The sequence below is a fragment of the Pseudomonas sp. S04 genome, from assembly GCF_009834545.1.
GTDB lineage: Bacteria > Pseudomonadota > Gammaproteobacteria > Pseudomonadales > Pseudomonadaceae > Aquipseudomonas.
Genome location: NZ_CP019427.1, coordinates 922,083 through 945,377, shown reverse-complemented (window position 1 = coordinate 945,377; position 23,295 = coordinate 922,083). Strand labels below are relative to the sequence as shown.

Below are 23,295 nucleotides of genomic sequence, written 5' to 3'. Positions count from 1 at the left end.
ACATCGGCGTCTGCGAGCTCGCCATCGCGAGCAAGCTCGCTCCCACAGGATCCTCGGTGTTCACGCGTTTTATGCAACGCAAAAAATCACTGTGGGAGCTGGCGCCCGCTTGCGGCTTGCCAGCGATGAACGATAACGCGGTCTTAGGTTATGGGCGCCGGATTGAACAAGGTGATGTCATTATGCAGCTTGTGCTTTTCAGCCCACGTCTGCTGTTTGCCGCTGGCCACGTCCAGGTAGTAGTGGAACAGCTCCCAGCCCAGCTCCTCGATGGACGCCCGCCCGGTGGCGATGCGCCCGGCATCGATGTCGATCAGGTCTGGCCAGCGTTGCGCCAGTTCGGTGCGGGTCGAAACCTTCACCACCGGTGCCATGGCCAACCCGTAGGGCGTACCCCGGCCGGTGGTGAATACATGCAGGTTCATCCCCGCCGCCAGTTGCAGCGTCCCACAGACAAAGTCGCTGGCCGGGGTCGCGCAGAAGATCAGCCCTTTGCGCTTGAACCGCTCGCCCGGACCGAGCACGCCATTGATCGCACTGCTACCGGACTTGACGATCGAGCCCAGGGACTTCTCGACAATGTTCGACAACCCGCCCTTCTTGTTGCCCGGCGTGGTGTTGGCGCTACGATCCGCCTCGCCCTTGGCCAGGTAACGGTCGTACCAGTCCATTTCCCGCACCAGTTCCTGGGCCACGTCCTGGTTTTCCGCGCGCGAGGTCAGCAGGTAAATGGCATCGCGCACTTCGGTGACTTCGGAAAACATCACCGTGGCACCGGCCCGCAGCAGCAGGTCCGAGGCATATCCGAGCGCCGGGTTGGCGGTGATCCCGGAAAACGCATCGCTGCCGCCACACTGCATGCCGAGGATCAACTCCGACGCCGGCACGGTATCCCGACGCCTGCGATCGAGCTTCTTCAAGCGCGTCTCGGCCAACTCCATGATCTGCTCGATCATTTCGGTGAAGCCGTGACTGGAATCCTGCAAGCGGTAGAGCCATGGCTCGCTCAAATCCACCGAGCTGTCGTTCTCGTGCATCACCTGCCCGGCCTGCAATTTCTCGCAGCCGAGACTGATCACCAGCGCTTCACCACCGAGGTTCGGGTTGCGCGCCAGATTGCGCACCGTGCGAATCGGAATGTATGCGTCGGTGGCCGTGATGGCCACGCCGCAGCCGTAGCTATGGGTCAACGCCACCACGTCATCGACATGCGGGTACTTGGGCAGCAACTCGTCCTTGATCCGCTTGACCGCGTGATCGAGTACCCCGGTGACGCATTGCACGGTGGTAGTGATCCCGAGAATGTTGCGCGTGCCGACGGTACCGTCGGCGTTGCGATAACCCTCGAAGGTGTAGCCTTCCAGTGGTGCCTGGGCTGCCGGCACCTCGGTGGACAGCGGCAGGCTGTCCAGCGGCGGCGCGGTCGGCATGCGCAGTTGATCTTCCTTGACCCAGCTACCTCGGGGAATCGGCTGCAAGGCGTAGCCAATAGTCTGGCCGTAACGAATCACCTGACCACCTTCTGGAATGTCCTCCAGGGTGACCTTGTGGCTCTGTGGCACGAAGTCCACGGTGACCAGACCGTCCGCAAATTCGGTACCGGCCGGTACGCCCTGATCGTTGACCACGATCACTACGTTATCCCGCTCGTGCAGGCGGATGTAGCGCGGCGAGTCGGAATGTTCAATCAACTGCATGACGCCGCTCCTCAGGAATGCGCTTGGGATAATTTGCCGGAGGCTTCAGGCCCGTTGACCGGCGGCTCCTTGAGCACTACGCGCTTGATCGGACCAACGATCACCAGATAGCTGAACACCGCGACCAGCGCGTTGCAGCCGACAAACACCAGCGCCCACTTGAACGAGCCGGTGGAGCTGATGATGTAGCCGATGACAATCGGTGTGGTGATCGAGGCAATGTTGCCAAAGGTGTTGAACAGACCGCCACTGAGACCGGCAATCTGTTTCGGCGAAGTGTCGGATACCACCGCCCAACCCAGGGCGCCCACGCCTTTGCCGAAGAACGCCAGGGCCATGAAACCCACCACCATCCATTCCACGTCCACATAGTTGCAGGCCACGATACTGCTGGAGACCAGCAGGCCGGCAATGATCGGCGCCTTGCGGGCGAAGGTCAGGGAATGGCCTTTGCGCAGCAGGTAATCGGAAATCACCCCGCCGAGCACGCCACCGATGAAGCCGCAGATCGCCGGCAACGAGGCAATGAAACCGGCCTTGAGAATGGTCATGCCACGCTCTTGGACCAGGTACACCGGGAACCAGGTCAGGAAGAAGTAAGTGATGCCGTTGATGCAGTACTGGCCCAGGTAGACGCCGAGCATCATGCGGTTGGTCAGCAACTGGCGAATGTAGTCCCACTTCGGTCCGTCGGCTTTCTTGCCCTGGCCCTTGTCGTGGTCCATGTCGACCATGCCGCCGTTGTCGGCAATGTGCTTGAACTCGGCCTCATTGATCAGCGGATGCTGGCGTGGGCTGTAGATCACCTTGAGCCAGATACCGGAGAAAATGATGCCGATTACGCCCATGACGATGAACACGTGCTGCCAGCCGAAGCTGTAGACGATCCAGCCCATCAGCGGTGCAAACAGCACCGTGGCGAAGTATTGCGCGGAGTTGAAGATCGCCGAGGCCGTGCCACGTTCCGCAGTCGGGAACCAGGCCGCAACGATGCGGGCGTTACCCGGAAAGGATGGCGCTTCGGCCAAGCCCACCAGAAAGCGCAGCATGAACAGGGCGACGACCGCGGTCGACATGCCAAATTCACCGACATAGCCTTGCAGCACGGTGAACAACGACCAGGTAAAGATGCTCAGGGCGTAGATTTTTTTCGAACCGAATCGGTCCAGCAGCCAGCCACCGGGAATTTGCCCGGCCACGTAGGCCCAACCGAATGCGGAAAAGATGTAACCGAGGGTGACCGCGTCGATACCGAGGTCTTTCTGCAGGCTGGAACCTGCGATGGCGATAGTGGCACGGTCGGCGTAGTTGATCGTGGTCACCAAAAACAGCATGAGCAGGATCAAATAGCGGACGTGGGTCGGCTTGGTCGCTTGCATGTACGTGTACTCCCACTGATTATTTTTATGCGCGGGTGAATCTGTCAGTGCGGTATCCGGTGGACCCGGATACCGCGGTGCAGCGGGTTACGATCCGATGTAAGAAGTTTTTACGACCGTGTAAAACTCTTGTGCATAGCGACCTTGCTCACGAGATCCATAGGATGAACCTTTTCGCCCACCAAACGGAACGTGGTAATCCACGCCGGCGGTCGGCAAGTTGACCATCACCATCCCAGCCTGGGAGTGGCGTTTGAAGTGGTTGGCGTGTTTCAGCGAGGTGGTGCAGATACCTGCCGACAAGCCGAACTCGGTGTCATTGGCCATGGCCAGCGCCGCCTCGTAGTCGGCGACCCTGACGATATTGGCCACCGGACCGAAGATTTCTTCACGGCTGATGCGCATGCCTGCTTCGCTGTCGGCAAACAACGTCGGGGCAAGGAAATAGCCTTCGGTGTCGCAAGTCACCAGCGACCCGCCACTGACCAGGCGCGCACCTTCGGACTGGCCGATGTCGATGTATTTCAGGTCCTGTTCAAGCTGGGCCTGGGACACCACCGGACCAATGTCGGTGCCGGACTGCAGCGCATGGCCGACCTTGATCGACTTCATTCTTTGCGCCATGGCCGCGACGAACCGGTCGTGAATCCCGGCGGTGACAATCAACCGGCTCGAGGCCGTGCAACGCTGGCCAGTGGAGTAAAACGCGCTCTGTACCGACAACTCGACCGCCTGCTGCAGGTCGGCGTCGTCGAGAATGATCTGCGGGTTCTTGCCCCCCATTTCCAGCTGCACCTTGGCTTGGCGCGAAACACAGTTGACCGCAATCTGCCGGCCCACACCCACCGAGCCGGTAAAGCTGATGCCATCGACTTTCGGGCTGTTGACCAGCGCCTCGCCGACCACACGACCGCTGCCCATCACCAGGTTGAACACCCCGGCCGGGAAACCGGCACGGGAGATGATTTCCGCCAGCGCCCAGGCGCAACCCGGTACCAGGTCAGCCGGCTTGAGCACCACACAGTTGCCATAAGCCAGGGCCGGGGCGATTTTCCACGCGGGGATCGCGATCGGGAAGTTCCACGGAGTAATCAGGCCAACCACGCCGAGGGCTTCACGGGTGACTTCAACGTTGACCCCCGGGCGCACGGACGGCAGGTAGTCGCCGGACAGACGCAGGCATTCACCGGCGAAAAACTTGAAGATGTTGCCCGCGCGGGACACCTCGCCAATGGCTTCGGGCAGAGTCTTGCCCTCTTCGCGCGCCAGCAGGGTGCCCAGTTCTTCGCGACGCGCGAGGATTTCGCTACCGACTTTGTCCAGCGCATCGCTGCGGGCCTGGATACCTGAAGTCGACCAGGCCGGGAATGCAGCGCGTGCAGCATCGATGGCGGCGTGCACCTGGGCCAGGTCGGCCTTGGCGTATTCGCCCACCACATCGGACAGGTCCGAGGGGTTGATGTTGGCCGAATAGTCCGTACCGGCAACCCATTGGCCAGCGATGTAGTTGTCGAATCTTTTTACGTCTGCCACGGCAATCTCCTTACGCAAAAGGCCGCTGATTACTCAGCGGCCTTGTTTAATCGGTTTGTTACTGCGCACCTTGCTTGTCGATCAAGGCAGCCAGTGCTTCGTATTCTTCAGGCAGCAGATCGGTCAGCGGGGCACGTACAGGACCTGCGTCGTAACCGGAGATTTTCGCGCCAGCCTTGACGATGCTCACTGCGTAACCGGCCTTGCGGTTGCGGATATCCAGGTACGGCAGGAAGAAGTCATCGATGATCTTGCCGACGGTGGCGTGGTCTTCACGGGCAATGGCGCGGTAGAAGTCCATCGCGGTTTTCGGGATGAAGTTGAACACCGCCGACGAATAAACCGGTACACCCAGGGCCTTGTAGGCCGCGGCGTAGACTTCTGCGGTTGGCAGGCCGCCGAGGTAGCTGAAGCGATCACCGAGGCGGCGACGGATCGACACCATCAACTCGATATCGCCCAGGCCGTCCTTGTAGCCGATCAGGTTCGGGCAGCGTTCGGCCAGACGCTCGAGCAGCGGCGCGGTCAGGCGGCAAACGTTACGGTTGTAGACCACCACACCGATCTTCACCGATTTGCACACGGCTTCAACGTGGGCGGCAACGCCATCCTGGCTGGCTTCAGTCAGGTAGTGCGGCAGCAGCAACAGGCCCTTGGCGCCCAGACGCTCGGCTTCTTGTGCATATTCGATGGCCTGGCGGGTGGAACCACCCACGCCGGCCAGGATCGGCACGCTGGTTTCACAGGTGTCGACGGCGGTCTTGATGATTTCCGAGTATTCGCTGGCGGCCAGGGAGAAAAACTCGCCGGTGCCACCGGCGGCGAACAGTGCCGAGGCACCATACGGGGCCAGCCATTCCAGGCGCTTGATGTAGCCAGCGCGGTTGAAGTCGCCCTGGGCATTAAAGTCAGTCACCGGGAAAGACAGCAGGCCGGAAGAGAGGATGGACTTCAGTTCTTGTGGATTCATTATTCGAACACCCTAAGTAGCACGTTGTGATGAAAGCCGCTCAGCGTCATGCTGATGTTGTATGTCATCGTACAACTTAAAATACAACCGTCAACTGCATTTCATCATCCACAGGCCAAGCCAGCCCTTCGCGAGACCACGAACGATGTCTAAGTGATTGATTTAAATCTGATAAATGCGAAAACAAAAAACATCCCTGAAGCAGCTAATCAACGCTTCTGCTCTTTCTGTTATGGGATGTCCTACGGCAAACACCGGCAATTGCGATGCGAACCTCACAACAGTGGGCATTGCGCCCACTGTGGGTTGCGACGAGCTGTTTAGCCGCGCTGGGCCTGGGCCTCTTCATGGGCATGGCGCAGGCGCTCACGGCTGTTGGTCAGGTGCAGGCGCATGGCGGCGCGGGCTGCATCCGAATCCTGGCGCGCGATGGCGTCGTAGATTTCATCGTGCTCACGGGCCAGCCGGCTCATGTAGTGCTGGTGGTCATCATGGGCCAGGCGTGCCGAGTTGAGACGGGTACGCGGGATGATGCTGGTACCCAGGTGGGTCATGATGTCGGTGAAGTAGCGGTTGCCGGTGGCCAGGGCAATCTGCAGGTGGAACTGGAAGTCCGAAGCCACCGCGTCCCCGGCATGCGCAGCGCTTTCATTCAGCGCATCCAGCGCCGCCCGCATCAAGGCCAGTTGCTCGGGGCTGCGGCGTTGCGCGGCCAGCCCGGCAGATTCGACTTCCAGGCTGATGCGCAACTCCAGTACTGCCAGCACGTCACGCAGGGTGACCACGGTGGCCGGATCGATGCGAAATCCGCTAGGGCTTGGGGTGTCGAGCACAAAGGTGCCGATCCCGTGGCGGGTTTCCACCTGCCCCGCAGCCTGCAAGCGCGAGATCGCTTCACGGACCACCGTACGGCTGACGCCGTGGGCCTCCATGATCGCCGACTCAGTGGGTAACTTGTCGCCACGCTTGAGCAAGCCGTCGCGAATCTGCTCGGACAGCACCGTCACCAGTTCCTGCGCGAGGCTACGGCGCTTGCGGGGCAGACGAGGGACGTCGATCGGGTTTTCCATGGTCAAGATCAATCTCAGGCAAGCAGTGATACGCACATCATAGCGCAGGGCGGTTGTACGATCACTGTTGACCTACATTTGCAGTGGGATCAGGCCGTCACGGTCTGCTCCTGCAGATGGCCGTTGTCGATCCGCACATGGCGCGGATGGAACCGTTTCAGGCTGCTGCGGTGGCCGACGCTGACGATGCTCAAGCCCGGCAGTTGATCGATCAGCGCCTGGTACAGCGTGGCCTCGTCTTCCTCGTCCATCGCCGAAGTGGCTTCGTCCATGTACAGCCATTGCGGTGCATAAAGCAGCGCACGGGCGAACGCCAGGCGTTGCTGTTCACCCGGCGACAGCATGCGCTGCCAGTGGTTGGCTTCATCCAGGCGCGGCACCAGATGGGGCAGGCGACAGGTCTCCAGCACCTGCACGTAGCGCTCATGCGGATAGGTATCGCCGGACTGTGGGTAACTCAAGGCTTCACGCAGCGTGCCAATCGGCAGGTAGGGTTTCTGCGGCAGGAACAGGTAGCGCGCACTCGGCAGGCGAATGGCCCCATGCCCGGCCGGCCATAAACCGCCCATGGCCCGCAACAGGGTACTTTTGCCGCTACCCGAGCGACCGCTGAGCATCAGCCTGTCGCCCTGCTCCACGGTCATGTCGGCGCTGGTCAGCAGATGACGACCATCCGCCAGGTCCAGGCCCACCTGCTGCACTTGCAGCTCAGCGCCCTCCTGGCGTACATCGATGGCCGGCGCCCGCTCTTCGTTTTCGCTCATGGCCTGGCGGAAACTCAACAACCGGTCACAGGTGGCACGCCAGGCTGCCAGGTCGGCGTAGGCGCTGATGAACCAGCTGAAGTTCTCCTGCACGTTGCCAAAAGCCGAGTTGATCTGCATCAGTTCCCCCAGCTCGATCTTGCCGGAGAAATACCGTGGCGCCGCGACGATGAACGGGAAGATGATCGCGATCTGACCGTAACCCGCGGTGAAGAAAGTCAGGCGCTTGGACACTTTCATGATGTCCCAGAAGTTGTGCCAGACCATGCCGAACCGCGTACTCAAGCGCTGGTTTTCATTCGCCTCGCCGTTGTACAGCGCAATGCTCTCGGCATTCTCGCGGACCCGCACCATGGAGAACCGCAGGTCGGCTTCAAAGCGTTGTTGCTGGTTGTTCAGGCCGATCAGGCGGCGACCGATCAGGTGGGTGATCCAGCTGCCCACCAGCGCGTAGACCAGGGCGCACCAGAACATATAGCCGGGAATGGTGTAGCCAAATACTTCGATACTGCCGGAAACGCCCCACAGGATGATCGAGAACGACACCAGGCTGACCACGGTACGAATCAGCCCCAGGCCCAGGCTCAGGGTGTTGCTGGTGAAACTGTTGAGGTCTTCGGAGATTCGCTGGTCCGGGTTGTCGGTGTAACCGCCCTGCTCCAGCTGGTAGTAGTTCTTGTGCCCGAGCCAGCGGGCGAAGTGTTTCTCGGTGAGCCAGGCACGCCAGCGGATGGTCAGCATCTGGGTCAGGTACAAACGGTAGACCGCCCCCAGGATCGCCACCGCGGCGATCCCGCAGAAATACAGGATCAGGCTCCAGAACGCGGCATCGTCCTTCTTTTGCAGGGCGTTGTAGAAGTCCTTGTACCAACTGTTGATCCACACGGAGATCGCCACGCTGAACAGCGACAGGCCGATCACCGCAATCAACAGCAACCAGGCCTTGCCCTTCTCTTCACTGCGCCAATAAGGCGTGATCATCTGCCAGACACGGCGGAAAAACTGACCGCGCACCGCATCGTTGACCGCGCAATATTCAGCGTTCTGATTCATGGTTCAGGCTCGGTAGGAAACACAGGGAGTACGAACCGATCATAGATGATCGGTTCATTTTGTCCGGGTGGCTGGCGATTTTCGTTCAGCGACGGTTCAGCGGCGAACCGGACGCTTCTGCAGTTTGCGCTGCAGGGTGCGCCGATGCATGCCCAGGGCGCGGGCGGTGGCGGAGATGTTGCCTTCGTGCTCGGTGAGGACGCGCTGGATGTGTTCCCACTGCAGGCGGTCCACCGACATCGGGTTTTCCGGCACCAGGGTATCGAGGTCGGCGTGCTCGGACAGCAAGGCGGCCAGCACATCATCGGCATCGGCCGGTTTGCACAGGTAATTGCAGGCGCCGCGCTTGATCGCCTCGACGGCAGTGGCAATGCTCGAGTAACCGGTGAGGATTACCACGCGCATTTCCGGGTCGAGCTCCAGCAGCTTGGGCAGCAGCACCAGTCCCGAATCGCCATCCATTTTCAGGTCCAGTGCGGCGTAGTCCGGCAGGTCCTGCTGAGCGATGACCAGGCCTTCCTCGGCGGAACCGGCGGTGCTGACGCGAAAACCGCGGCGGCTCATGGCGCGAGCCATGACGCGGGTGAAAGTAGCGTCGTCGTCTACCAGCAATAAATGCGGCAGGTCTTCGCCTTCGACTTGGATCTCGTCACTCATGGTCGTCTCCTCGTGCGGCACGGGGCAGGCGCAGCTCGGTGAGCGTACCGCCTTCCTCATGACTATAGAGTTTCACTGAGCCGCCGGCGCGTGTCACGCTGGCCTTGCTCAAAAACAGGCCCAGGCCGAAACCTTTGCCCTTGGTGGTAAAAAATGGCTTGCCGATCTGCTCGGCAATGGCCAGCGGCACACCGGCACCGTGGTCGCGAATACTGATGGTCAGCTCCACGGCGTCCCAGTCCAGCGTCACTTCCAGTCCTTCCGGGCAGGCGTCGGCGGCATTGTTCAGCAGGTTGAGCAAGGCCTGGGTCAGGTCCGGCGGCGGTGCCAGGCGCGGTTCGCTGCCTTCCCCCTTCCGCTGCAGGCGGTAAGTGGCTTCCGGACGCATCAGGTGCCAGCGGTCGAGCGCTTCGTTGAGCCAGACGCTGACGTCCTGCATGTCCACCGCCAGGCGGCGATTGTTCTCGGCGGCGCGCACCAGTTGCTGCAGGGTCTGCTTGCAGAGCTTCACCTGGTCCTGCAGCACGCTCAAGTCCTCGCGCAGCAGCGGGTCATGATGGTCTTGCAGCATCTCGTTGATCAACACGCTCATGGTCGCCAGCGGGGTGCCCAATTCATGGGCGGCGCCAGCAGCCTGGGTGGCCACGGCCAGCAACTGTTGATCGCGCAGCCCCTCTTCCCGGCGGATCGCCCGCAGCTCTTCCTGGCGGCGCAGCTCTTCGGCCATGCGCGCGGCAAAGAAGGTGATGACCGCCGCCGCCAGGGCGAAACTCAGCCACATCCCATAGATCTGCATCTTTTCCCGGTACATCGGGAAGGTTTCCAGGGGGTAGAACTGCGCCAGCAGCAAGGTGTACATGGTCAGCGCAATGCCCGACAGAATCACCGAATAGCGCCACGGCAAGGTCACGGCAGCGATGGTCAGCGGCACCAGGTAATAAGAGACGAACGGGTTGGTCGAACCGCCCGAGAAATACAGCAGCGCACTGTGGATAAACAGGTCGCAGGCCAGTTGCACGGCGTACTCGAGTTCAGTCACCGGCCACGAGGTGCGCAGCCGGATGGCGGTAAAGGCGCACAGCAGCATCGAGCAACCGAGGGTCGCGGCCAGCTCCAGCCAGGGCAGCGGCAGCAGGTCGAACCAATAGGCGAGCCCCACCGAACCGGCCTGGGCGGCCAGCACCAGGGTGCGGATGAACGTCAGTCGCCAGAGGTTTTGGCGAGTCGCGGAAAGTAGTTGTACGGGGGCGAGCATGAGCTCTCCTGATGAGCGCTCCAGGCGGATCGCGTCGAGTATAACCAAGCAGGGGGCCTGACAGGCAAAAGTGCGGCAAAGCGACACAGGGCAATTGACCGCGCTGCGACCACCTGGCGCGAACTGTATAGAAGTTGTAACCGGCTGAACCGGACAATAGCAGCTAGAGTCTGATGGTTTTACGCAGGCTCGCAACCTTACCCCTGCGCACCACCCAAGGAGCTTTGATGAACACATTTCGCCGCAGTGCCGCCCTTCTCGCCCTCAGTGCCGGCACCCTGGCCAGCCTCCCGGCCCTGGCCGCGGACGAGCTGCACTACAACCAGATTTCCCTGCGCGCCGAAGTCAGCCAGGAAGTGGCCCGCGACCTGATGATCGTGACCCTCTACACCGAAGAGCAGAATGCCGACCCGGCCAAGCTGGCGGCCGTGGTGAGCACCGCGATGAACAAGGCACTGGGCCAAGCGCGGCAGGTCAAGGACGTGACCCTGCGCCAGGGCAGCCGCAACAGCTACCCGATCTACGACGACAAGGGCCAGAAGATCACCGGCTGGCGTGAGCGCGCCGAACTGCGCCTGGAAAGCTCGGACTTCGCCGCCCTGTCCAAACTCACCGGTGAACTGCTCGGCGACCTGAAGATGGCCGGCATGGACTTCGCTATCGCCACCCCGACCCGCAAGGCCAGCGAGGATGCGCTGCTCAAGGAAGCGGTCAACGCCTTCAAGGCCCGCGCCCAACTGACCACCGAAGCCCTGGGTGGCAAGGGTTACAAAATCGTCAACCTGAACCTCAACAGCAACGGTTATCCACAGCCTTACCTGCGCGCGCCGATGATGATGAAAGCGGCCGCAATGGATTCCGCCCCGGTGACCCCGCAAGTGGAAGCCGGCACCAGCCAGGTCAGCATGTCGGCCGACGGTTCTATTGAAGTATTGATGCCGTAACGCTTGTGGGAGCTGGTCGGGCGGCATTGATGCGGTTTACGTGAGACCGCATCAACGCCGTTCGCGGGCAAGCCTTGCTCCTACAGATTTGCACCCGCCAATCCCCCCTCGCCATCGCGAAAAACCCGTCTAGGCTGTACCTATGGCTGGGTAACATCGCGCTCCGGCAAGGTGCGCCAACTGTGCTATCAGCACACATTTGGTGCGCCTATCGCACCGAAATAACCCTGCGCAAACGATCAAATGCGTCAAAGTTTATAGGAATGCGACATTAAGGTACGTTCGTACCACTGTTTAAGACTTGTAGCCGCTCTGGATCTTGCATTGGGTATAGGCCCTGCATAAGTATCCGCAGGTCGACTCACGAGGTCGTCCTCTAATTCCAAAAATGACAACAATCATGAGGCCACCATGCTCAAACACGCGGTCATTCCGTTTTTAGTCGGCGCCAGCTTGCTTGCTAGCGCACCCTTCGCCTCCGCGGCGACTAACCTGGTGTTTTGCTCCGAAGGGAGCCCGGCCGGTTTTGATCCTGGCCAGTACACCACCGGAACCGACTTCGACGCCTCGGCAGAGACCATGTTCAACCGCCTGAGCCAGTTCGAACGTGGCGGCACCGCTGTTGTTCCAGGCCTGGCCACCAGCTGGGACGTGTCCCCGGATGGCCTGACCTACACCTTCCACCTGCGCGAAGGGGTCAAGTTCCACACCACGCCCTACTTCAAGCCGACCCGTGAATTCAACGCCGACGACGTGCTGTTTACCTTCAACCGCATGATCGACAAAGACATGCCGTTCCGCAAAGCCTACCCCACCGAGTTCCCGTACTTCACGGACATGGGGATGGACACCAACATCAAGAACATCGAAAAAATCGACGACAAGACCGTCAAGTTCACCTTGGGCACGGTCGACGCCGCGTTCATCCAGAACCTGGCCATGAGCTTTGCCTCGATCCAGTCTGCCGAGTACGCCGACAAACTGTTGAAGGAAGGCAAGCCGGGCGACATCAACCAGAAGCCGATCGGCACTGGCCCGTTCGTGTTCAAGAGCTACCAGAAAGACTCCAACATCCGTTACACCGGCAACAAGGACTACTGGAAGCCTGAAGACGTCAAGATCGACAACCTGATCTTCGCCATCACCACCGACCCGTCGGTGCGTATCCAGAAGCTGAAGAAAAACGAATGCCAGGTCACCCTGTTCCCACGTCCGGCCGACCTCAAGGCCCTGGGTGAAGACAAGGACCTGAAACTGCCGCATCAGGCGGGTTTCAACCTCGGCTACATTGCCTACAACGTGATGCCGGTCCTCAAGGGCCGTACCGACGCCAACCCACTGGCCAAGCTGGAAGTGCGCCAGGCGCTGGACATGGCGGTGAACAAGCAGCAGATCATCGACTCGGTCTACCAGGGCGCTGGCCAACTGGCCGTCAACGCCATGCCGCCAACCCAGTGGTCCTATGACGACACCATCAAGGACGCCAAGTACGACCCTGAAAAGGCCAAGGAACTGCTGAAAAAGGCTGACATCAAGCCGGGTACCGAAATCACCCTGTGGGCCATGCCAGTCCAGCGTCCGTACAACCCGAACGCCAAGCTGATGGCAGAAATGCTGCAGTCGGACTGGGCGAAAATCGGCCTCAAGGTCAACATCGTCAGCTACGAATGGGGCGAGTACATCAAGCGTTCCAAAGGTGGCGAGAACCAGGCCATGATCATTGGCTGGAGCGGTGACAATGGTGACCCGGACAACTGGCTGAACGTACTGTTTGGCTGCGACTCCCTGAGCGGCAACAACTTCTCGAAATGGTGCGACAAGCCGTACGACACCATCATCAAGGAAGCCAAGGCCACCACCGACGTCGCCAAACGCACCGAGCTGTACAAGCAGGCGCAACACCTCCTCAAAGATGCAGTCCCGATGACACCTATCGCGCACTCGACGGTGTATCAACCCATGCGCAACACCGTGCAGGACTTCAAGATCAGCCCGTTTGGCTTGAACTCCTTCTACGGCGTCAGCGTCAGCAAATAAGGTATTGCCGCGGCGACCTTGCTGAGGTCGTCGCGGCGCTATCTGCCAATACAGCGGAATTGACCTACATCCCAAATCACTGCGGCCTACTGCCACGGGTTTAGGACGTGTCGCCTTTTCTTACCTGTATTTAAGGCCTTTCGCATTTACCGCCCGACACTCGACTCACTAACGTCGAGGGTCCGACCGTACTGCGCCTGGAATGGCAATCGCTGAAACCCGTGGTTCTGTGCCCGCACGTCCCCGGACGGGACGAGGGCTCATGGTTTATTTCCAATAAGAGAGGGAGTGTCATGCGCCATACCTTGGTTTTATCCGCCCTACTGGGCAGCGGCCTGTTGGCCGCCACCTCCATCAGCCAGGCCGCCAGCAACAGCCTGGTTTTCTGCTCCGAAGGCAGCCCGGCGGGCTTCGACACTGCGCAATACACCACCGCCACCGACAACGATGCCGCCGAGCCACTGTACAATCGGCTGGCCGAGTTCGAGAAAGGCGCCACCAGCGTCGTTCCGGGCCTGGCGACCCGCTGGGATATTTCCGCAGACGGCCTGACCTACACCTTCCACCTGCGCGAAGGGGTGAAATTCCACACCACCAAGTACTTCACCCCGAGCCGGGATTTCAACGCCGACGACGTGCTGTTCACCTTCAACCGCATGCTTCACACCGACCACCCTTTCCGTAAGGCCTACCCCACCGAGTTCCCGTACTTCAACGGGATGAGCCTGAACAAGAACATCGCCAAGGTCGAAAAAACCGCGCCCCTGACCGTGGTCATGACCCTGAACTCAGTCGACGCTGCGTTCATCCAGAACCTCGCCATGAGTTTCGCCTCGATTCTCTCGGCCGAGTACGCCGACCAGTTGCTGGCCTCGGGCAAACCCAGCGACATCAACCAGAAGCCGGTGGGCACCGGGCCTTTCGTGTTCCAGCGTTACCAGAAGGACTCGCAGATTCGCTATGCGGGCAACAAACAGTACTGGGACCCGAGCCGAGTCAAACTCGACCAACTGATTTTTGCGATCAACACCGATGCCTCGGTACGGGTGCAGAAACTCAAGGCTGGCGAGTGCCAGGTCACGCTGCATCCGCGCCCGGCCGATGTCGAGGCGCTGAAAAAAGACCCGAAGCTGCAACTGATCGAAAAACCCGGGTTCAACCTCGGCTACATCGCCTACAACGTCCAGCACAAACCCTTCGACCAACTCCAAGTGCGCCAGGCGCTGGACATGGCGGTGAACAAGCAAGGCATCCTCAACGCCGTGTACCAGGGCGCCGGGCAACTGGCGGTGAACGCCATGCCACCGACCCAGTGGTCCTACGACGACAGCATCAAGGATGCCGCCTATGACCCGGAAAAAGCCAAGGCACTGCTCAAGGCTGCCGGCGTCAAGGAAGGCACCGAAATCACCCTGTGGGCCATGCCGGTGCAGCGCCCGTACAACCCGAACGCCAAGCTGATGGCAGAAATGCTGCAGTCGGACTGGGCGAAAATCGGCCTGAAAGTGAAGATCGTCAGCTACGAATGGGGCGAGTACATCAAGCGCACCAAGAACGGCGAACACGACGTCAGCCTGATCGGCTGGACCGGGGACAATGGCGACCCGGACAACTGGCTCGGCACCCTGTACAGCTGCGACGCGATTGGCGGCAACAACTACTCCATGTGGTGCGACCCGCAATACGACAAGCTGATCAAGCAGGCCAAGATCGTTACCGACCGCGAACAGCGCACGGTGCTCTACAAACAAGCCCAGCAGTTGCTCAAGCAGCAAGTGCCGATCACTCCTGTCGCCCACTCCACGGTCAACCAGCCATTAAGCGCCAAAGTCGAAGGATTCAAGGTCAGCCCCTTCGGTCGTAACGTGTTCTCGGGTGTCGGTATCGAGCAATAACTGATTAGCAGAACCTTGGGGGCGATTTTCGCCCTCACAGCAGACTGTTGCCTGAATTCGGCGATTTCGCCCCATGCAAACGTTTGCGATGCCTTGTATGAGTTCCACCCTCAATAGCCGGCTCAGTACAGGAGACCGGCAATAACAAGAGAAAAAAAGGAGCTTCACTGATGAAACTGAGCAACTCCGCCCTGTTGGCCCTGGCCATCAGCAGCATCACCGCAACCGCGTATGCCGAACCCCAGAGCCAGGCGTTCAACCCGGTGACGGTCAATACCAGCAATGCTCAATCCGAGGCCACCGGCTTCATCGAAGGCCAGACGATTAGCGGCAGTACCCGTAACTGGTACTCCAACGAACAACTCAAGCGTGGCGGCAAGTTCGCCTACAAAAAAGACGGCGTATCGACCCCCACCGATCGCCGGATCAACTGGGTCCAGGGCACCATCCTCAAGTACAACTCCGGCTTCACCCAGGGCACCGTCGGTTTCAGCACCGAGCTGGCGGCCTACAACGCAGTCGCGCTGGAACGTGATCGGGAAAACCTGGCCTCCAACAACGGCGGCGCTCCCGGCACTCGTCCTGGCGCCGGCAACAACCGGACCCTGACCAAAGAAGGCGGCGACGCCCAGGGGCAATGGAGCAAACTGGGCCTGGCCAACGTCAAGGCCCGTATCTCCAACACCACTCTGACTGCCGGGCGCATGAACTTCAGCAGCCCGCAAGTCGACGTCATCAGCAACCGTGCCCTGCCTTCGAGCTTCCAGGGCGTGGCCTTGCACAGTGAAGAGCTGAGCAACCTGGCCTTCGACGTGGCCACCTTCGATCGCAACTCGCCGCGTACCGAAGAAAGCCTGAGCAAATTCCGCTCCGAGTACGGCGCCATTGATGCCGAAGCCGATCACGTCAACACCGCAGGCATCAGCTACTCGCCGTTCGCCAGCCTGACCACCAGCCTCTGGGCCACCCAGGCCGAAGATATCTGGAACCAGTACTACTTCGGCGCCACCCACGTGCTGGGCGACAGCTCGGTGCTGAGCCTGACCACCGGCCTGAACTACTACAAGACCCAGGAAGAAGGCAAAGCCAAGCTGGGCAACATCGACAACGACACCTACTCCCTGTCGTTCGGCCTGACCCACCAGGCTCACACCCTGACCTTCTCCTACCAGGAAGTGAACGGTAACGAGTACTTCGACTACCTGCACGAAACCAACGGCATCTACCTGGCCAACTCCCTGCTGTCGGACTTCAACGGCCCGAACGAGAAATCCTTCCAGGTTTCCTATGGCCTGAACATGGCCGAGTACGGCGTACCGGGTCTCAAGTTCAACATCTACCAGGCACGCGGCTGGGGCATCGACGGCACCCACTACACCGGCACCGGCTACGACGGCATCCAGTCGCAAGACGGCGAACACCACTATGAATATGGGATTGGCAGCACTTACGCCATTCAAAGCGGTCCGCTGAAAGCCACCACCGTTCGCGCCACCTACACCGCGCACCGGGCGAGCGAAAACCAGGCTGACGGCAGCATCAACGAGTTCCGCCTGGTTACCACCATTCCGTTCAACGTCCTCTAAGGCGTGACAACCGCGGGGCCGATTCGACGAATCGGCCCCAACGACTAATCTGGCTCATGGAATACGGAGGGTTTATATGAAGATGCTTCCCTTGCGTGCGGTTGTCGCAGCCACCGTGCTGATGACAGCCATCGGTGCCTCGGCCAAACCCTTGGTGGTCTGCACCGAAGCCAGCCCGGAAGGTTTCGACCCGGTGCTCTACACCACCGCCGTAACGTCCGACGCAGCGGCGGAAACCCTGTTCAATCGGCTGGTGGATTTCAAGCCCGGCACCGCGCAGATCCAGCCGGCCCTGGCCGAAAGCTGGGAGATCAGCCCGGACGGCCTGCAATACACTTTCCACCTGCGCCCCGGCGTCGCGTTCCACACGACCGACTATTTCAAACCGACGCGCACACTCAATGCCGACGACGTGGTCTGGAGCTTCCAGCGTCAACTGGACCCCAACCACCCTTGGCACAAGCAATCTGCCGTCGGCTTTCCATACTTTGAAAGCATGGATTTCCAGAACCTGCTCAAGGCTGTCGAAAGAGTCGACGAGATGACTGTCAGGTTCACCCTGAACCGCCCTGAAGCTCCGTTCCTGCTGGACCTGGGCATGGCGTTCACCTCTATTCACTCGGCCGAGTACGCGGCGTTATTGCAAAAGGCCGACAAAATGGCCGACCTCAACAGCAAGCCGATCGGCACCGGTCCGTTCATCTTCCAGCGCTACGCCAAGGATGCCCAGGTCCGCTACAAGGCCAACCCGCAGTACTTCCGTGGCAAGCCGCCGGCTGATCCGTTGATTTTTGCCATCACCCCGGACAACAACACCCGCCTGCAAAAACTCAAGGCCAATGAGTGCCAGGTAGCGCTCTACCCTAAACCCGACGATGTCCCGAGCATCCAGGCCGACCCGGCCCTGCAAATCGCCACCATCGCGGCGATGTCCACCGGCTATACCGCGATCAACACCAGTCACAAATACCTGAGCGATGTGCGGGTGCGCCGTGCCATCGAGTTGGCCCTGGACAAACAGACCTATGTCGACACCCTGTACGGCAAGGGCAACGCGATTGCCGCGGTCAACCCTTACCCACCCGCGCTGCTGGGCTATAACACCACGCTGAAGAACCCGCCCCAGGACCTCGACCAGGCGCGTGCGCTGCTCAAGGAAGCCGGTGTTCCGCCAGGCACGGTGTTCACCCTGTACACCCGCAACGCCGGTGGCCCGACCAACCCGAACCCGCAACTGGGCGCCCAGTTGATCCAGGCAGACCTGGCCAAGGTCGGTATCACCATCGACATCCGTGTCATGGAGTGGGCGGAGATGCTCAAGCGTGCGAAGAAAGGCGAACACGACATGGTGTCTGCCGGCTGGAGCGGCGACAACGGTGACCCGGATAACTTTCTCGGTCCGCTGCTGAGTTGCGAAGCCGCCAAAAACGGCGAAAACTACAGCCGCTGGTGCAACCCGCAATTCCAGGCGCTGATCACCCAGGCTCGGGCCACGATCGATACTGCCGAACGCGCCGCTCTCTATGAAAAAGCCCTGGTTATCCTGCACGACGAAGTGGTGTGGGTCGATCAGGCTCATCCCAAGATGTTTACCGCCCTGCGCAAGAACGTCGACGGTTACTACATGAACCCGCTGACCACCAATAACTTCGCCACCACCCAGGTGAAGTAGAAAAAACGCCGGCCACAGCCCGATCCTGGGCTGACCGGTACGCCTAACCGGCTGATGAGGTACACCAGAAGATGTTTAGTTTTATTGCCCGCCGACTGGGGTTGTTGATCCCCACCTTTTTCGGCATCACCCTGCTGACTTTCGCGTTGATTCGCATGATTCCTGGCGACCCTGTGGAAGTCATGATGGGCGAACGCCGGGTCGACCCCGAAATGCACGCTCAGGCAATGGAACGCCTTGGCCTGAACAAGCCGCTGTATGCCCAGTACCTGGACTACATCGGCAAACTGGCCCAGGGCGACCTCGGTGAATCGCTGCGCACCCGTGAAAGTGTCTGGAGCGAGTTCACTTCGCTATTCCCCGCGACCCTCGAACTGTCCATGGCTGCCCTGCTGTTCGCCGGGATCCTCGGTTTGCTGGCCGGGGTGATCGCGGCCCTCAAGCGCGGATCGCTGTTCGACCATGGGGTGATGGGCATCTCCCTGGCCGGGTATTCGATGCCGATCTTCTGGTGGGGCCTGATCCTCATCATGTTCTTCTCGGTGTCTCTGGGCTGGACCCCGGTTTCCGGGCGGATCGACCTGCTCTACGACATCGAGCCGGTCACCGGTTTCATGCTGATCGACACCCTGCTGGCCGATGACACGGGCGCATTCCTCGACGCCCTGCACCACCTGATCCTGCCGGCCATCGTGCTCGGCACCATCCCGCTGGCGGTGATTGCGCGGATGACCCGCTCCTCGATGCTCGAAGTGCTGCGCGAAGACTACATCCGCACCGCACGGGCCAAAGGCCTGTCGCCGTCGCGCGTGGTGTTCGTCCACGGCCTGCGCAACGCGCTGATTCCGGTACTGACCGTGGTCGGCCTGCAGGTCGGCACGCTGCTGGCCGGTGCAGTCCTGACCGAGACCATCTTCTCCTGGCCCGGCATCGGTAAATGGCTGATCGAAGCCATCGGCGCCCGGGACTACCCCGTCGTACAAAACGGCATCCTGCTAATCGCCTGCCTGGTGATCCTGGTCAACTTCGTGGTGGACATCCTCTACGGCTTTGCCAACCCACGCATCCGTCATCAGCGCTGAGATCATTACCCATGAGTACTCCAACACCCTCGGTAGCAGTCGATCAAAGCCTGCTGTATCCGTCCCCGTACAAAGAATTCTGGCAAGCGTTCTCCAAAAACAAAGGCGCCGTTGCCGGCCTGATGTTCATGTTGCTGGTGATCTTCTGCGCGATCTTCGCGCCCTGGGTTGCCCCGCATAACCCCAGCGAGCAGTACCGCGACTTCCTGCTGACCCCGCCGGCCTGGCTCGAAGGCGGGCAACTGCAGTTCCTGCTCGGCACCGATGAACTGGGTCGCGACCTGCTGTCGCGCTTGATCCAGGGTTCGCGCCTGTCGCTGATGATCGGCTTGTCGTCGGTGGTGATGTCGTTGATCCCGGGGATCCTGCTGGGCCTGTTCGCCGGGTTCTTCCCGCGTCTACTAGGCCCGACCATCATGCGCCTGATGGACATCATGCTGGCCCTGCCCTCCTTGCTGCTGGCCGTGGCGATTGTCGCCATCCTCGGCCCTGGCCTAATCAACACCGTGATCGCCATCGCCATCGTGTCCCTGCCGTCCTACGTGCGCCTGACCCGCGCCGCGGTGATGGGCGAGCTGAACCGTGACTACGTGACGGCCGCGCGCCTGGCCGGTGCCGGCCTGCCCCGCCTGATGTTCATCACCGTGCTACCCAACTGCATGGCTCCGCTGATCGTCCAGGCAACCCTGAGTTTTTCCTCGGCGATTCTCGATGCCGCCGCCCTGGGCTTCCTCGGCCTCGGCGTGCAACCGCCAACCCCGGAGTGGGGCACCATGCTGGCCTCGGCCCGCGACTACATCGAACGCGCCTGGTGGGTGGTAAGCCTGCCTGGCTTGACCATTTTGCTCAGCGTGCTGGCAATCAACTTGATGGGCGACGGCCTGCGCGATGCGCTGGACCCGAAACTCAAGAACGCCGCCTGAGGAGATTCCCATGTCACTGTTAGAAATCAACAATCTCAACGTGCGTTTCGGCGACAAGACCGCCGTTCCGGTGGTCGACGGCCTCGACATTAGCGTGGACAAGGGCGAAGTCCTGGCCATCGTTGGCGAGTCGGGGTCGGGTAAATCGGTGACCATGATGGCGCTGATGGGCCTGATCGAGCACCCCGGAATCGTCACCGCCGACGCCCTGAACTTCGACGGCAAGAACATGCTCAAGCTGAGCAACCGCCAGCGGCGGCAGATCGTCGGCAAAGACCTGGCCATGGTCTTCCAGGACCCGATGACCGCGCTGAACCCGAGCTACACCGTCGGTTTCCAGATTGAAGAAGTGCTGCGCCTGCACCTGAAAATGTCCGGCCGCGCGGCGCGCAAGCGTGCCATCGAACTGCTGGAAAAAGTCGAGATCCCCGGGGCCGCCAGCCGCATGGACGCCTACCCGCACCAGCTCTCCGGCGGCATGAGCCAGCGCGTGGCGATTGCCATGGCAATTGCCGGCGAACCCAAGCTGCTGATCGCCGACGAACCGACCACCGCCCTCGACGTGACCATTCAGGCGCAGATCATGGACCTGCTGCTGGCCCTGCAGAAAGAGCAGAACATGGGCCTGGTGCTGATCACCCACGACCTTGCCGTGGTCGCCGAAACCGCCCAGCGCGTGTGCGTGATGTACGCCGGCCAAGCGGTGGAAGTCGGCCAGGTGCCGCAGCTGTTCGACATTCCCGCGCACCCGTACAGCGAAGCCCTGCTCAAGGCGATTCCGGAACACAGCCTGGGCGAATCGCGCCTGGCCACGCTGCCGGGTATCGTTCCCGGCCGTTACGACCGCCCGCAGGGTTGCCTGCTGTCGCCACGCTGCCCCTACGTGCAGGACAACTGCCGCGCCCAGCGCCCGGCCCTCGATCCGAAAAGCAACAGCCTCGCTCGCTGCTTCTATCCTTTGAATCAGGAGGTGGCGTAATGGCCGTCGTTCTCACAGCCCGTGACCTGACCCGTCACTACGAAGTCTCCCGCGGCCTGTTCAAGGGCCACGCCACCGTGCGTGCGCTCAACGGCGTGTCGTTCGAACTGGAAGCCGGCAAGACCCTGGCCGTGGTCGGCGAATCCGGTTGCGGCAAGTCGACCCTGGCCCGCGCCCTGACGCTGATCGAAGAGCCGTCCTCCGGCTCCTTGAAAATCGCCGGGCAGGAAGTCACCGGGGCCAACAAGGCCGAGCGCAAGCAGTTGCGCAAAGACGTGCAGATGGTGTTCCAGAGCCCGTACGCGTCGCTCAACCCGCGGCAGAAAATCGGTGACCAATTGGCCGAGCCGCTGCTGATCAACACCAACTTAAGCGCTGCCGAACGGCGCGACAAAGTCCAGGCGATGATGAAGCAGGTCGGCCTGCGTCCCGAGCATTACCAGCGTTATCCGCACATGTTTTCCGGTGGCCAGCGCCAGCGGATCGCCCTCGCCCGGGCAATGATGCTGCAACCGAAAGTGCTGGTGGCGGACGAACCGACCTCGGCGCTGGACGTGTCGATCCAGGCCCAGGTGCTGAACCTGTTCATGGACCTGCAGCAGGAATTCAACACCGCCTACGTGTTCATCTCCCACAACCTGGCGGTGGTGCGCCATGTGGCCGACCACGTGATGGTCATGTACCTCGGCCGTCCGGTGGAAATGGGCCCCAAAGAGGACATCTACACCCGCCCGCTGCACCCCTACACCCAGGCCCTGCTGTCGGCCACACCGACCATCCACCCGGACCCGGACAAACCGAAAATCAAGATCGTCGGCGAACTGCCCAACCCGCTGAACCCACCGTCCGGCTGCGCCTTCCACAAGCGCTGCCCGTACGCCACCGAGCGTTGTAGTACCGAAGAGCCGGCCTTGCGTTTGCTCGACAGCCGCCAGGTAGCGTGTCATTACGCCGAGCAATTTCTCGAGGGGGCGGCCTGACAAAACCGCTGTAGATGTAGGAGCGAGTGCCCGCTTGCGGCTTGCTCGCTCCTACAGAGTAATTTCAACCCAACCAGGAAAAACAGGCCGGCCGGTAGGCCGCCTCGCCCGCCTTTACCACTCAGGCCGACTGTCAGGTCGCCGTGCTCTGGCTTTTGATCTTGATCCACCTGCCCCTTCGGCAGGCTGAGCGAAGGTGTCCATCAGGGGGTAGGCGCGTAGCGCCGTGCGGCGAAGCCGCATGCATCGAGAGGAGGTGCAGCGAAGCAAACCGTAGGCGATGCCCCCTGATGGGCACCGCAGCGAAGGTACCCCGAGCCTTAGCGAGGGGCCGAACGCTGGGGCAAGACTTTTTGGGTACTTTTGTGTCGTTTGACAAAAGTGCCTCGCCGTAAGGGCGAAACCCTAAGCCGCCATCACCGCAGCAACGGATATACCCCCAAATCGCAGCCTTCAGCAGCTCCCACAAAAGATTGGAGCAATGACGAGCTACGTCTGGCTATCACCCTCATCCGCATCATCGCTGTCCGGCTCGTCGGTGGTTGAGTCATCGTCGCCCGCGCTACCTCCCTGACCCTTGTCCCCCGGCTCGGATTCGGACTTGGCCAGCATCAATCCGCCGTCTCCCACCTGATCGCTCGACACCTGCTCACCATGGCGAGGGCACTCAGCCCACGCCGAAGACATACCCACCGACAGCAACAGCAACACCTTAAGCAACAGCACACTGCGTTGAAAAATGCTCATAGCTGATTCCATCCTTTCGAGGAGAGCCTGGCGGCGACGAACCCAATCGCCATGGCGTTGGCTGCAATCTAG

At 60.9% G+C, this 23,295-nt stretch carries 18 protein-coding genes; 9 read left to right on the top strand and 9 right to left on the bottom strand.

All coding sequences use genetic code 11. From position 1 onward, the window contains the following. Window positions 1–143: 143 nt before the first annotated feature. The 8 genes from garD to PspS04_RS03950 all read right to left on the bottom strand — a co-directional run bounded on the left by garD (window position 144) and on the right by PspS04_RS03950 (window position 10,378). On the bottom strand, window positions 144–1,697 hold the full coding sequence (gene garD / locus PspS04_RS03985) for a galactarate dehydratase (protein ID WP_159993756.1): 1,554 nt from the start codon (window positions 1,695–1,697) through the stop codon (window positions 144–146). An 11-nt stretch (window positions 1,698–1,708) separates the two neighbouring features. Then, a complete protein-coding gene (locus tag PspS04_RS03980; protein ID WP_159993754.1) occupies window positions 1,709–3,076 on the bottom strand; it encodes an MFS transporter in 1,368 nt (455 codons plus the stop codon). An 87-nt stretch (window positions 3,077–3,163) separates the two neighbouring features. Further along, entirely contained in the window at window positions 3,164–4,609 is a 1,446-nt protein-coding gene (locus PspS04_RS03975) for an aldehyde dehydrogenase family protein (RefSeq protein ID WP_159993752.1), read from the bottom strand. A gap of 58 nt (window positions 4,610–4,667) precedes the next feature. Continuing rightward, the gene (kdgD, locus tag PspS04_RS03970; protein ID WP_095169323.1) at window positions 4,668–5,579 is read right to left on the bottom strand and encodes a 5-dehydro-4-deoxyglucarate dehydratase; all 912 of its coding nucleotides are present in this window, start codon (window positions 5,577–5,579) and stop codon (window positions 4,668–4,670) included. A gap of 320 nt (window positions 5,580–5,899) precedes the next feature. Continuing rightward, the gene (locus tag PspS04_RS03965) at window positions 5,900–6,649 is read right to left on the bottom strand and encodes a FadR/GntR family transcriptional regulator (RefSeq protein WP_095169322.1); all 750 of its coding nucleotides are present in this window, start codon (window positions 6,647–6,649) and stop codon (window positions 5,900–5,902) included. An 89-nt stretch (window positions 6,650–6,738) separates the two neighbouring features. After that, entirely contained in the window at window positions 6,739–8,466 is a 1,728-nt protein-coding gene (locus PspS04_RS03960) for an ABC transporter ATP-binding protein/permease (RefSeq protein ID WP_159993750.1), read from the bottom strand. A gap of 96 nt (window positions 8,467–8,562) precedes the next feature. Beyond that, window positions 8,563–9,123: a response regulator transcription factor gene (locus PspS04_RS03955; RefSeq protein ID WP_095169320.1), complete on the bottom strand. Its 561-nt coding sequence runs from the start codon at window positions 9,121–9,123 to the stop codon at window positions 8,563–8,565. After that, entirely contained in the window at window positions 9,116–10,378 is a 1,263-nt protein-coding gene (locus PspS04_RS03950; protein ID WP_095169319.1) for an ATP-binding protein, read from the bottom strand. Before PspS04_RS03950 ends, PspS04_RS03955 begins: the two co-directional genes overlap by 8 nt. A gap of 227 nt (window positions 10,379–10,605) precedes the next feature. Between PspS04_RS03950 and PspS04_RS03945 the strand changes: the two genes are divergently transcribed. The 9 genes from PspS04_RS03945 to PspS04_RS03905 all read left to right on the top strand — a co-directional run bounded on the left by PspS04_RS03945 (window position 10,606) and on the right by PspS04_RS03905 (window position 22,476). Next, on the top strand, window positions 10,606–11,322 hold the full coding sequence (locus PspS04_RS03945) for an SIMPL domain-containing protein (RefSeq protein ID WP_095169318.1): 717 nt from the start codon (window positions 10,606–10,608) through the stop codon (window positions 11,320–11,322). Window positions 11,323–11,733: 411 nt separating this feature from the next. Beyond that, a complete protein-coding gene (locus PspS04_RS03940) occupies window positions 11,734–13,359 on the top strand; it encodes an ABC transporter substrate-binding protein (protein WP_095169317.1) in 1,626 nt (541 codons plus the stop codon). Window positions 13,360–13,652: 293 nt separating this feature from the next. After that, window positions 13,653–15,254, top strand: coding sequence for an ABC transporter substrate-binding protein (locus tag PspS04_RS03935; protein WP_159993748.1), 1,602 nt, complete (start codon window positions 13,653–13,655; stop codon window positions 15,252–15,254). A gap of 170 nt (window positions 15,255–15,424) precedes the next feature. After that, window positions 15,425–16,840: an OprD family porin gene (locus tag PspS04_RS03930; protein WP_159993746.1), complete on the top strand. Its 1,416-nt coding sequence runs from the start codon at window positions 15,425–15,427 to the stop codon at window positions 16,838–16,840. A 76-nt stretch (window positions 16,841–16,916) separates the two neighbouring features. After that, the gene (locus PspS04_RS03925; protein ID WP_095169314.1) at window positions 16,917–18,512 is read left to right on the top strand and encodes an ABC transporter substrate-binding protein; all 1,596 of its coding nucleotides are present in this window, start codon (window positions 16,917–16,919) and stop codon (window positions 18,510–18,512) included. Between the two features lie 71 nt (window positions 18,513–18,583). Beyond that, entirely contained in the window at window positions 18,584–19,594 is a 1,011-nt protein-coding gene (locus PspS04_RS03920; RefSeq protein ID WP_159993744.1) for an ABC transporter permease subunit, read from the top strand. Between the two features lie 11 nt (window positions 19,595–19,605). Continuing rightward, on the top strand, window positions 19,606–20,517 hold the full coding sequence (locus PspS04_RS03915; protein ID WP_159993742.1) for an ABC transporter permease subunit: 912 nt from the start codon (window positions 19,606–19,608) through the stop codon (window positions 20,515–20,517). Between the two features lie 10 nt (window positions 20,518–20,527). Further along, entirely contained in the window at window positions 20,528–21,496 is a 969-nt protein-coding gene (locus PspS04_RS03910; protein WP_159993740.1) for an ABC transporter ATP-binding protein, read from the top strand. Next, on the top strand, window positions 21,496–22,476 hold the full coding sequence (locus PspS04_RS03905) for a peptide ABC transporter ATP-binding protein (protein ID WP_159993738.1): 981 nt from the start codon (window positions 21,496–21,498) through the stop codon (window positions 22,474–22,476). The genes PspS04_RS03910 and PspS04_RS03905 overlap by 1 nt, the downstream gene beginning before the upstream one ends. A 489-nt stretch (window positions 22,477–22,965) precedes the next feature. Here the strand turns inward: PspS04_RS03905 and PspS04_RS03900 are convergent, their stop codons facing one another. Beyond that, the gene (locus PspS04_RS03900) at window positions 22,966–23,223 is read right to left on the bottom strand and encodes a hypothetical protein (RefSeq protein ID WP_159993736.1); all 258 of its coding nucleotides are present in this window, start codon (window positions 23,221–23,223) and stop codon (window positions 22,966–22,968) included. Window positions 23,224–23,295 lie beyond the last annotated feature (72 nt).